The sequence below is a fragment of the Gordonia sp. B8661-1 genome (genome assembly GCF_059427765.1).
On record NZ_JCAHRL010000002.1, the window covers coordinates 528,119 to 539,119 of the forward strand.

The 11,001-nt window shown below is 67.1% G+C and carries 10 protein-coding genes; 8 read left to right on the forward strand and 2 right to left on the reverse strand.

Annotated elements, in window-relative coordinates; translation table 11 throughout:
- Positions 1 to 5: 5 nt before the first annotated feature.
- Together AC4JJG_RS06475 and AC4JJG_RS06480 are read left to right on the forward strand one after the other, a co-directional pair.
- Entirely contained in the window at positions 6 to 551 is a 546-nt protein-coding gene (locus AC4JJG_RS06475; protein ID WP_495400105.1) for a gamma carbonic anhydrase family protein, read from the forward strand.
- The gene (locus AC4JJG_RS06480) at positions 548 to 1,228 is read left to right on the forward strand and encodes a uracil-DNA glycosylase (protein WP_495400106.1); all 681 of its coding nucleotides are present in this window, start codon (positions 548 to 550) and stop codon (positions 1,226 to 1,228) included. The genes AC4JJG_RS06475 and AC4JJG_RS06480 overlap by 4 nt, the downstream gene beginning before the upstream one ends.
- Here AC4JJG_RS06480 and AC4JJG_RS06485 read toward each other — a convergent pair.
- On the reverse strand, positions 1,225 to 2,043 hold the full coding sequence (locus tag AC4JJG_RS06485) for an enoyl-CoA hydratase/isomerase family protein (protein WP_495400107.1): 819 nt from the start codon (positions 2,041 to 2,043) through the stop codon (positions 1,225 to 1,227). The two genes, AC4JJG_RS06480 and AC4JJG_RS06485, sit on opposite strands and share 4 nt — an antisense overlap.
- Positions 2,044 to 2,137: 94 nt before the next feature.
- Entirely contained in the window at positions 2,138 to 2,329 is a 192-nt protein-coding gene (rpmB, locus tag AC4JJG_RS06490; protein WP_495400108.1) for a 50S ribosomal protein L28, read from the reverse strand.
- Between the two features lie 155 nt (positions 2,330 to 2,484).
- On the opposite strand from rpmB, the gene AC4JJG_RS06495 reads away from it, so the two are divergent.
- The 6 genes from AC4JJG_RS06495 to AC4JJG_RS06520 all read left to right on the forward strand — a co-directional run bounded on the left by AC4JJG_RS06495 (position 2,485) and on the right by AC4JJG_RS06520 (position 10,995).
- The gene (locus tag AC4JJG_RS06495) at positions 2,485 to 4,188 is read left to right on the forward strand and encodes a DAK2 domain-containing protein (protein WP_495400109.1); all 1,704 of its coding nucleotides are present in this window, start codon (positions 2,485 to 2,487) and stop codon (positions 4,186 to 4,188) included.
- An 8-nt stretch (positions 4,189 to 4,196) separates the two neighbouring features.
- Positions 4,197 to 6,455 (forward strand): ATP-dependent DNA helicase RecG, encoded by a 2,259-nt coding sequence (gene recG, locus AC4JJG_RS06500; RefSeq protein WP_495400110.1) that lies wholly within the window; start codon positions 4,197 to 4,199, stop codon positions 6,453 to 6,455.
- Positions 6,456 to 6,765: 310 nt separating this feature from the next.
- Positions 6,766 to 7,917, forward strand: coding sequence for a polyprenyl synthetase family protein (locus AC4JJG_RS06505; RefSeq protein WP_495400111.1), 1,152 nt, complete (start codon positions 6,766 to 6,768; stop codon positions 7,915 to 7,917).
- The gene (locus AC4JJG_RS06510) at positions 7,914 to 9,173 is read left to right on the forward strand and encodes a hypothetical protein (RefSeq protein WP_495400112.1); all 1,260 of its coding nucleotides are present in this window, start codon (positions 7,914 to 7,916) and stop codon (positions 9,171 to 9,173) included. The genes AC4JJG_RS06505 and AC4JJG_RS06510 overlap by 4 nt, the downstream gene beginning before the upstream one ends.
- Positions 9,170 to 10,177, forward strand: coding sequence for a fatty acid desaturase (locus AC4JJG_RS06515; protein WP_495400113.1), 1,008 nt, complete (start codon positions 9,170 to 9,172; stop codon positions 10,175 to 10,177). Before AC4JJG_RS06510 ends, AC4JJG_RS06515 begins: the two co-directional genes overlap by 4 nt.
- Positions 10,168 to 10,995 carry a methyltransferase family protein gene (locus tag AC4JJG_RS06520; protein WP_495400114.1) on the forward strand — a complete coding sequence of 276 codons (828 nt, stop codon included), beginning with the start codon at positions 10,168 to 10,170 and terminating at the stop codon, positions 10,993 to 10,995. The genes AC4JJG_RS06515 and AC4JJG_RS06520 overlap by 10 nt, the downstream gene beginning before the upstream one ends.
- Positions 10,996 to 11,001: the final 6 nt, after the last annotated feature.

The window sequence follows — 11,001 nt, forward strand, 5'->3', positions numbered from 1 at the left end:
GTGCCATGGCCATCTATGCACTCGGTGACAGGGAACCGACCCTCGGACAGGACGTGTACATCCACCCCGATGCGACGGTGATCGGTGCCGTCACGCTGGGCGACGGCGTCTCGGTGTGGCCCGGGGCGGTCCTGCGTGGCGACTACGGAACCATCACCGTCGGCGCCCACACGAACATCCAGGACGGAACCGTCATCCACTGCACGCCGGTGGACCCCACCGTGATCGGCGCGCGCTGCGTGATCGGCCACAACGCCCACGTCGAGGGAGCGACCATCGGTGACGGGTGTCTGATCGCCTCCGGTTCGGTGGTGCTCAACGGTGCGACGGTGGCCGACGGCGCGATCGTCGGTGCGGGCGCGGTGGTGCCCTTCCGGTTCGCCGTGCCCGCCCGCGCCATGGCGCTCGGCGTGCCGGCGAAGATCCGCGAGGGATACGAGGTCCCCGAAGGTCACGTCGAACTGAATGTCGAGATGTATCACCAGAACGGCAAGTACTACCGGGAGGCGCTGCGGCGCATCGATGTCGACGGTGGAGGAGAGCGCGGATGAGCGCCAAACCGTTGTCCGAGCTGATCGATCCGGGATGGGCGCAGGCCCTGGCGCCGGTCGAGGACGTGATCTCGTCGATGGGGGTGTTCCTGCGCGAGGAGAACTCGGCCGGCCGCGGTTATCTGCCGTCGGGGGCCAACGTGCTGCGCGCCTTCACCCAGCCGTTCGACGACGTCCGGGTGCTGATCGTCGGCCAGGATCCGTATCCGACGCCCGGTCACGCCGTCGGCCTGAGCTTCTCGGTGGCGCCGGAGGTCTCGCCGATTCCCCGGTCGCTGTCGAACATCTACCGCGAGTACTGCGAGGACCTCGGGTATCCGATGCCGCGCACCGGTGACCTGACACCGTGGGCCGACGCCGGTGTCCTGCTGCTCAATCGCGTCCTGACGGTATCGCCGGGAACACCCGGCTCGCACCGCGGCAAGGGCTGGGAGGAGGTGACCGAGTGCGCCATCAAGGCACTCGTCGCCCGCGAGGCGGCACCTCTCGTGGCCATCCTCTGGGGCCGCGACGCGGCCGGTGTGCAGCAGTGGCTCACCGATGTCCCGGCCATCCTCTCCGTGCACCCCTCACCGCTGTCGGCCAGCCGCGGATTCTTCGGCTCCAAACCGTTCAGTCGCGCCAACGAGGCTCTCGAGGATCTCGGCGCCGACCCGGTGGATTGGCGTCTGCCCTAGCGGGGATCGCTCCGGCGCGCCGCCGCGAAATCGGGTGTGCGCTTGGCGATGAACGCGTCGACGCCCTCGATCCCCTCCGGGGTGCCGGACAGCGACGAGATGGAGGCGGCCTCGGCGGCGAGGTGTTCGGCCAGTGAGTTCGTCGCGGACCGGGCCAACAGGCCGCGCGTCGCGCTGTCGGAACCGCGTGGGCCGGCCGCGAGTGCGACGGCGGCGTCCCGGGCGGTGGCGTCCACGGCGTCGTCGGCGACGATCTCGGACACGAGGCCCAGGTCGAGTGCCTGCTGTGCGTCGATGACCTGGTCGGTGAGGATGATCCGGCGGGCACGGGCGGGCCCGACGATCCGGGGGAGAGTCCAGGTCAGACCGCCGTCGGGGGAGAGTCCGATGCCACGGTATGCCGGTCGCATTTTCGTGCCGGTACCGGCGACCGCGACGTCGGCGTGCAAGACGAGACTCATTCCCGCACCCGCCGCCCAGCCCTTCACCGCGGCGACGACCGGGCGGTCGGCCTCGTACAGGGCGTTGACGAAGGCGTGGAAGTCGTCGGCGAGGCCACGCAGGTATTCGGGACGATCGTCGGCGGCGGCGAAGGCGCGCACATTGCCGCCCGCGCAGAAGTTGGCGCCGGTGCCCACCAGCAGGACTGCTCCTACCTCCCGGTCGCCGCGCGCGACGGCGCGGAGCACCGCGGCTCCCTCGATGAGTGCGGTGTCGTCGAGGGACGTCCCGGCGGCGGGAGAGGAGACGGCGATGGTCAGGACGTCGCCGTCCTGGGTGACGCGCGACGGGGTGGAGGCTGCTTCGGGGCTCATGACGCGAACTCTAGAGCGGCCCCGGACAACACAAAAACCCGACCCCCTCGGCGACAGAGTGATCGCTCGGGGATCGGGTGTTGTGCGTGGTCGGTCAGACCAGTGCGGTCTTACCGGCCTTCAGGCAGGAGGTGCACACGTTCTTACGCTTGCGGTTCCCGGGTGCGACCTCGACGCGCACCGACTGAATGTTCGGGTTCCACCGGCGGTTCGTGCGCCGGTGCGAGTGCGAAACCGTCTTGCCGAAGCCCGGTCCCTTGCCGCAGATATCGCAGACGGCAGCCATCTCGAACTCCTTGGTTTGATCTAGTGGTCAGGTCGTGCCTGCGGGAGAGGACGTCGACAGATGCCGCGTCACCCACAAGGCAACCCTGCAAGAGTAGCCGGACGGGGCCGAGGTGGCCAAATCGGTGTCCGTGCAGCCGGGTAATCTCTCGGGGTATGGAGTCGGCATTCGGCGCGGCGCGCGCCCGGACGTTGAATCCGCAGCTGCTCCGGGATTGGGTCGACGCCTCGGTCGAGGGCCTGGACGTGCTGCGCGGGGAGATCAACGATCTCAACGTGTTCCCCATTCCGGACTCCGATACGGGCAGCAACATGCTGTTCACCATGCGTGCGGCGGCCACGGCTGCCGAGCAGGTGCCGGAGGGTTCGGCGGTGAGCGTGGTGGCGCGGGCCATGGCCGACGGGGCGGTCGCGCAGGCGCGCGGCAACTCGGGTGTGATCCTTTCCCAGATCCTCGTCGGGCTGGCCGATGCCGCGGAGCTCATCGCGGGTGACGACGACGGGGCAGGGGCCGAGGACGCCCCGACGGCCGATCCCGGGACGTTCAACCAGCTGTGGAACACCGGCCTACGGCTCGGGTCACTGGCGGCGGTGCGCGCGGTGAGCGAGCCGCGGGAGGGCACGGTGCTCACGGTTCTGCGCATGGCGGCGAAATCGGCGGCCGAACATGTCGGGGAGACTCCCGGTGATCTGGTCCGGGCCGTCGCCGATGACTGCGCCGAGGCGCTCGAGCACACCCCCGAACAGTTGCCGGAATTGGCGTCCGCCGGAGTGGTGGATGCCGGCGGACGTGGCTTCCTGGTCCTGGCCGACGCCATGGTCGCGGTGATCACCGGAGTGAGTCATCGACGGCGCCGCTACCGCGGGATTCTGAGCGGCGGGGGGCAACCCGGTCATCAGGAGAGCGGAACCTGCGGTGGCAGTGACATGGACTTCGAGGTGATGTACCTGCTCCAGGGTGCCGCGGGCGACCAGATCTCGTCCCTGCGGTCCGCCCTCGACGACCTCGGGGACGCCGTCGTCATCGTCGGCGACAGCTCGGGTGGCGACGGCGAACGATTCTCGGTACACGTGCACACCGACGATCCGGGCAAGGCCGTCGAGGCGGGTGTGGAGCGCGGTGCGTTGTCCGACATCCGGATCAGCTGCTTCACGCTGGATGCCATTCGTGCACAGTCCGATCCGACCGAGCCGCCGCCCCGGAACAAGCGCGCGGTGGTGGCCGTGGTCAGTGGTGACGGCGCCGAAGAACTCTTCGCGGAGGCGGGCGCGGCGGTGTTGCGGGCCGAGGACGGATTGTCGCCGGAGGCACTCGCGGCCGCGATCCGGGCCACCGACAGCGCGCATGTGGTGGTGATGGCCAACGGCAAATTGGCATCCCAGGACCTGGTCGCGGTCACCAGTCAGGTGAGATCGAGCGGCCGGACCGTGGTCTATCTGCCCACATCGTCGATGGTGCAATGCCTTTCGGCTCTCGCGGTGCATGATCCCGCCGAGGAGCCCGACACCGACGCCTACGCGATGGCCGAGGCGGCGGCGGGCGCGCGCTGGGGCTCGCTGGTGCGGGCCGACACACGGATGATGACGCTCGCCGGCACCTGCGAGGTCGGCGACGTCCTGGGACTCATCGGTTCCGACGTGCTGGTGATCTCGCCCGAGCAGACCGGTGCGATCACGGCACTGACCGATCTGATGCTGGCGACCGGTGGCGAATTGGTGACCGTGATGGCCGGGCAGGGCGTGGACGAGGAGGCCCTGGACGCCCTGTCCGAACAGATGCGCCGGAGCTACCCGGGCGTCGAACTCGCGATCTACCGCACCGGTCAGTCGGATCAATTGCTGCAAGTGGGGGTCGAGTAGTGGTCCGGATGGCGGATTCGCTGGACGAGGTACTCGAACCCAAGGTCGCAGAGCGGTTGTCCGGCATCGGATTGTCGACTGTCGGCGAACTGGTCCGTTACGCGCCGCGCCGCTACGTCCAGCACGGGCAGCTGTCGAATGACGAACTGCCGCAGGACGGCGAATGGGCGACGATCGTCGGGCGCATCACCGCCTCGAAGATGATTCCGATGCGCAAACGCAGCGGCAGTTTCCTCAAGGTGACCGTCACCGACGGCAACCACGGGTACGAGGCGAATTTCTTCAACGCGCGCTTCATTCAGCACCGGCTGAAACCCGGTGCGCGCGTGATGATGGCGGGCACGGTCAAGGTCTTCCGCGGCACCGTGCAGCTGTCGCACCCGGAATGGATGGTCCTGCCCGACGGCGATCCCGAGGTGGATGCCGTCGTCGGATCGGCGATGCTGACCGAGATGTATGCGGTGGAGCGTGAACTCACCGACCAGGGGGACGACGCCCCGACCGGTCCGCTGATGGACTTCGACCGGCCGATCGTGCCGATGTACCCGGCGAGCAAGGACATTCAGACCTGGGACATCTGGGGTGCGGTGCGGCGTGTCCTGGCGGCGCTGGAGGAATCCGGTCCGATTCCGGATGCGCTCACCGAAGAACAGCGGGCCGACCGCGGCCTCATCGGCACCGACGACGCACTGCACCGCATTCACCTGCCGGACACCGAGGACGACATCGCCGAAGCGAGACGCCGCCTGAAATTCGATGAGGCGCTGGCGATCCAGACGGTGCTCGCACAGCGACGGATCGCCGGGCGCGGGGACACCGCGCCGGTGTGCCCGCATGTGCCCGGCGGGCTCGAGGACAAACTCCTCGACCGGCTGCCCTTCGAACTCACCGAGGGACAGCGACTGGTGGTCGCCGAGATCGCCGACGATCTCGGCAGGGTGAGCCCGATGAGCCGTCTGCTGCAGGGCGAGGTGGGCTCCGGTAAGACTCTGGTATCGCTGCTCGCCATGTTGCGCGTCGTCGACAACGGCCATCAGTGCGCGATTCTGGCTCCGACGGAAGTCCTAGCTGCGCAGCATTACCGGACCATGCGCACCATGCTCGGGGATCTCGGTGAGGCCGGGGAGCTGACCGCCGCCGAAGGCGCGGCCAAGGTCGTGTTGCTCACCGGTTCGATGAAGACCGCGGGCAAACGCCAGACGCTGCTCGACGTTGTGACCGGTACCGCGAACATCGTCGTCGGCACCCATGCGCTGCTGGAGGAGAACGTGACGTTCTTCGACCTGGGCATGGTGGTCGTCGACGAACAACACCGCTTCGGCGTGGAGCAACGAGATATCCTGCGCGCCAGGGGACGTGACGGACTCATGCCACATTTCCTGGTCATGACCGCGACCCCGATCCCGCGAACGGTGGCGATGACGGTCTTCGGCGACCTCGACACCTCGGTCCTCACCGAGCTGCCGCGCGGTCGGCAGCCGATCACCACATCCGTGGTGCCCATGGGCAACGAGGCGTGGGTGGACAGGGCGTGGGCACGCGCGGGGGAGGAGATCGCATCCGGCCGCCAGGTCTACGTCGTCTGCTCCCGTATCGGCGACGAGCCCGAGAAGAAATCGGCGACAAAGGCTGCGGCGGAGGCGAATCAGGCGCCGAAGACCACCTCGGTGATCGACCAGTACGCGGCGTTGCTCGCCGGACCACTCGGTGATCGCCGTATCGAGATGCTGCACGGCCGGCTGCCCGCCGAGGAGAAGAACGCCGTCATGGATGCATTCGGTCGCGGTGAGATCGACCTGATCGTGTCGACCACTGTCATCGAGGTCGGCGTGGACGTCCCGAACGCGACGATGATGGTGATCGTCGATGCGGAACGGTTCGGCGTCAGCCAGTTGCATCAGTTGCGGGGCCGTGTCGGGCGCGGTGGTCACCCGGGGTTGTGCCTGCTGATGACGGCGTCCCCGCCGGTGTCGCAGGCGATGCAGCGCCTGCGTGCGGTGGAGGCCTCCAACGACGGTTTCGAACTCGCTCGCGTCGACCTGGAGCAGCGTCGCGAGGGAGATGTGCTCGGTTCCCTCCAGTCCGGCGGGACGTCGTCGCTCCGGTTCCTGTCCCTGCTCGACGACGCGGACGTCATCGGTGACGCACGGGAGTTCGCCGAAGAGATCGTGTCCGTTGACCTGCCGCTGGCGGAGCATCGCGCGCTGGCTGATCTCGTGGACGCCATTCTGGTGCCCAACAAGGTGAAGTACCTCGACAAGTCGTAGGACTGTGCCGGTGATTCGCCGGTTTTCGGGCATTGATCGGTGGTCAACCAAACGTGCGGCGATGAATCGTCGTCTCGGATTCGGGTCACGTGGCACAGCCGGATGATTGCCCGAATCGGGTTGCGGATATTCCGAGTTCGACGGTGATTGACGCCGATAACTTAGTCGGCAACCACCTTGACGGCCTGTCGTAAAAGGGCGGTCCCACGAAAGTATGCACTTGATGGGAGGCAGTGGTTCACTGCCGAAATGAGGGTTAAATGAGACGCGGATCTCATTTATTCATTTCTCTGATGGTGCTGCGATTGACGTGGAGGGGGACGTTTCGTATGTCTTCGGCCGTGGAGGTATCCCGATCCGGAACGGATGGCGCCGGTTGATGGTCAGCTATCCGAATATGTTGTCCGACAAGGACAATGCTCCGTCCGATGCCGGCTTTCCGCGAGGTGTGCCGGGCCCCTACGTGTGTCCGGACGTCGAACTGCCCGACGGGCGGCCAACCCGTATCGAGGACTACCGTCCGCTGATCGCCGAACGCATGAATGCGATTCTTGTGTCCGGTGGTGCCTTTGACCCGGTTTACTCGCACATTCTGTCGAGTCCCGGAAAACGGATTCGATCGGCGATGGCAATCGCCTGCGCGCGGCTGGTGCCGTCCTCCGAGTCGGTTTCCCTGCTGGGGGTCGTCGACGTCGCCTGCGGGATGGAGATGCTCCACGAGGCGTCATTGATTCACGACGACGTCTGTGATGGATCCCTTCGTCGCCGTAGTCGACCGTCGGTCCCCGCGGTCTTCGGTGTGCGCAATGCCGTCCATGCCGGTTTCCACATGGCCGGCACCGCACTCGGTGTCGTCGCGACGGTGATGGCCGATCATCCGTCGGTGTTCGTCCGGCTCGGGGACGTCGCCGGTGTCACGTACCTGAACACCCTGTCCGAACTGTCGCTCGGCCAGTTGGTCGAGACGATGCCACCGATTCTCGACGACGAGGCGCTCCGTAGGCATTACGACGTCGTCGCCCGCGCCAAGACCGGCACCCTGTTCCGGCTCGCGTGTTCCTATGGCGGTACCGCGGGCTCCGTCGACGACCGCGGGTTGCTTTCGCTGATGTACTACGCCGACCAACTGGCACTCGCCTTCCAGATCATGGACGACGTCCGTGACGTCGAGGGCGGTCCGGCGCTGGGGAAGGACGCCTGCGGTGATCTGGACCGGCGGGTGGTGACCTGGCCGGTCATCGAATGGCTGGACATGGATGCGGGCGCGCATGCGAAATGGCGTAGTCCGAGCACTCAGAGTTCCGACCTGCAGGCGGATCTGGTGCGCAGCGGTGCGACCGCGCGAGCACGGGAAGCGGCGATCCACGCATCCGAACAGGCGTGCGTGGCAGTGGCCGGATTCCCGGATTCATCCGCCCGGGACTACCTGTCCCGCTTGGCGATGCGGGTGGTCGGCCGGTGAGCCGGTTCGTCGCGGTGGTGCGAGCCCTCCGGGAGTTGCGCCGGCCTGCGGACCTGGCTGCCCTGCGGTCCGCGGGATCGCCGACGGAACTGGCGCGGCGTGCGCTGATCCCGGCGGGCCGCAACCTCGGGGTGGCGATCTGCCTGCTCCGTCCGGCGCTGCACGCGGAGGCGACCGCCGCGCTCCTGGCCTGTCGGGTACTCGACGCATACGAGGATCTGGCGGCTCGCGAGATCGCCGTCGAGGCCGTGCGAGCTGCGGCCGGGTACATGACCGGAGGGAGATCCGCTCCTCCGCCGACGATCGACGCCGTCGCCGCCCGGGACAGCGAGGCGGTCGACCTCCTGCTCGCGGACCGTATCGACGACATCCGCACGCTGGTCGCGTCGCTGCCCTCCGACGGCCGGGACCGAGTGGGCCGCATGCTCGTCGATGTCGGCGACGTGATGGCGGCCAACCTGATCGAACCGCTGTCGCGGATCGACTACAGCGAGGGCGTGCTGGGGCGGGTCACCCTGTATGCGTCGATGCTCGTCGCCGACTGCTCCGCGACCGCCGAGCATGTGCGGGAGCAGGCCGGATGTGTCGGTATCGCAGCGCAATTGGCCAACGATCTCCGGGACGGTGAATTCGCGGCGCACGGCGTGGGTGACGGCGAGGAACTCACCCGGGTGGTGATGCTCCGGCTGCTGGCCCCGACCCTCGGAGCCCTGGCGCTGCTCGAACATCTCGGTGCTCATGTCGGCGATCGTGGTGCGCGAGCGGCCATCTCGTACATGTCGATCACGACCACCGCATTCCTCTGCGGTGCGGTGGACGAACCCGGGCCGTACCCGCGACGCCGTCAGCTCGGCGCCGCACTCCTCGCGACGCGATCGTCGACCGCCTGGGCCGTCATGTTGCGGCGGCTGGGAGATGCCGCCGACCGTGCCATCCATCGCATGCTCGACACGCAGACTCGCGTCGGTGCGGGCTTCGCTCCGCCCCCGGTACTACGCGGCAACACGGTCGGGGGCAGCAGCGGGGTCGGGGCGCTGATCGTCGACACCACCTTTCATCTGGTCCGGGAACTGCCGTCGGAACGGCTGGCAGGCGAACTCTCCGACGCCGACGTGCGCCGCATGATGATCGCCGACCATCTGGTCTTCGGCGCGCTGGACCGGCTACCTCTCCGGGATCCCCTCGCCATCGGCGAATTCGCCACGAAACTCTCGAACACCGCGCTCGACAACATCACCGAAGGAGTGCCGCTATGACGTCGACGTCATCACGTGTGGACGGCCACCATGCCGTTCCGGAACGGGAGCCGTTCTCCCGGCGGGTGCTGAAACTGGAGAACCCCGCGAATGTCGGTCCGCTGATGCACATCGTGCTGTGGCTCGGATTTCTGGTCGCCGCGCTCACCGTGCCTATCGCGAGGACCTGGTATGTGGCGATCCCTCTCATCGTCATACTGTCCCTGCTGAACTTCTCACTCACCATCGGGGTGCTGCACATGCACACCCATCGCCCGCTGTTCGTGTCCCGGCGGATGAACCGGCTGGTGGACTTCCTGTGCTGTATGCCGTCGACGTTGACGGCCGCCGAGATGCGGGAGGTCCACGTACTGAATCACCATCGGTTCAACGACGGCCCGGGGGATGTCACCTCCACCGAAGGACGCGACCGTGGGCTGGGGGCCGTCTGGTACTGGATGACCTACTGGTACATCGTGAAAGGCCACACCATCCGGATGCTCTTCGCGGCCGATGTGTCACCGGGGCGGCGTAAGCGCAGGCGCCAGTTCGTCATCGACCTCGGTCTGGTCGTCGTGCTTGCGGCCGTGACGTGGTTCTTCGTCGGCCTGCCGTTCCTGTTGTTCTACTTCGTTCCGCTGGTGATCATCTCGGTGAACTCCGGCTACTTCGCCTGGCTCACACACGCTCCGGCGCGCGGCTTCACCGACGACCCGAGCAAGTCGCTCAACACAGCGGGCAACGTGCTGAACTTCTTCATCTTCAATCAGGGCTACCACAGCGTTCACCACCGCTATCCCGGCGTCCACTGGAGCGAGATCCCGGACAAGATGGACTTCATGAGGCAGGTCGACCCCGGTGTGGTCGTGCCCTATTGGATGACCATCAACTCGGCCTGGCGTGTGGCCGCTCCGCGGACCTTCCTGAACGAGAAGTACGGTGAGAAGTGGAAAGCAAAGCTGGACAACAAGATCGAGCAGGGGACCGTCCGCTCACGCTTGCTTCCGTGGTTCGCATGGATCTGACCCGGTCGGCAGGCCTCAGGGAGGTGGCCACCGATCCCCGGCGTTTCGTGCCGTTCCTGCTGGCGCTCGCCGTCTACGCGCTCGCCGGTGTCACGGTCCCGCTCATGCTGCTCTTCGCCGGCGGTTGGTGGCTGCCCAAGACGATCGACGACGGTCCGCATATGGCGACCGCGCCCGCCGTGATCATCGACCTCATGCTGATCGCCCTGTTCGGTCTGCAGCACTCGGCGATGGCGCGCCCGGGGTTCAAGGTGTGGATCACCCGACGCGTCCCCGAGCCGCTCGAACGCAGTGTGTACGTGCTCATGACGTGCATCGTCGTGTGGGCGGTCTGCCTGGCATGGCAGCCTCTGCCGCACCAGATCTGGCAGGTGCACGGCGCCGTCGGCATTGTTCTCGCCACCGGTTTCTGGGTGGGATTCGTGGTGGTCTATGCCGCGACTCTGCTGCTCGACCACTTCTATCTGCTCGGGATCAGCCAGGCCTTCCGACACTACGTGACCCGCGTACCGAACGCTGTCGCCGACCGTCTCCAGGTCCACGGCCCGTACCGCTTCGTCCGGCATCCGCTGATGACCGGTCTGCTCCTGTGCTTCTGGTTCACGAGCACGATGACCGCCGGGCATCTGTTGTTCGCGGTCGGCATGACCGGATACATCGTGGTGGGCACGGTCCTCGAGGAGCGCGACCTGATCGCGAGATTCGGTGCGGCCTACCGGGCATACGCGCAGCGCGTGCCCGCCTTCTTCCCCTCACCACTGGGAGCCGCGGCCCGTGCGCGGCTGCGTGCCGTGCGCGCGCCGAGTGAATCCGGGTAGTCGGTG

Excerpts from the sequence above, each read along its gene's own strand:
- AC4JJG_RS06475 (WP_495400105.1), top strand. The coding sequence starts at position 6 with ATGGCCATCTATGCACTCGGTGACAGGGAACCGACCCTCGGACAGGAC.
- AC4JJG_RS06480 (WP_495400106.1), top strand. The coding sequence starts at position 548 with ATGAGCGCCAAACCGTTGTCCGAGCTGATCGATCCGGGATGGGCGCAG.
- AC4JJG_RS06485 (WP_495400107.1), bottom strand. The coding sequence starts at position 2,043 with ATGAGCCCCGAAGCAGCCTCCACCCCGTCGCGCGTCACCCAGGACGGC.
- rpmB (WP_495400108.1), bottom strand. The coding sequence starts at position 2,329 with ATGGCTGCCGTCTGCGATATCTGCGGCAAGGGACCGGGCTTCGGCAAG.
- AC4JJG_RS06495 (WP_495400109.1), top strand. The coding sequence starts at position 2,485 with ATGGAGTCGGCATTCGGCGCGGCGCGCGCCCGGACGTTGAATCCGCAG.
- recG (WP_495400110.1), top strand. The coding sequence starts at position 4,197 with ATGGCGGATTCGCTGGACGAGGTACTCGAACCCAAGGTCGCAGAGCGG.
- AC4JJG_RS06515 (WP_495400113.1), top strand. The coding sequence starts at position 9,170 with ATGACGTCGACGTCATCACGTGTGGACGGCCACCATGCCGTTCCGGAA.
- AC4JJG_RS06520 (WP_495400114.1), top strand. The coding sequence starts at position 10,168 with ATGGATCTGACCCGGTCGGCAGGCCTCAGGGAGGTGGCCACCGATCCC.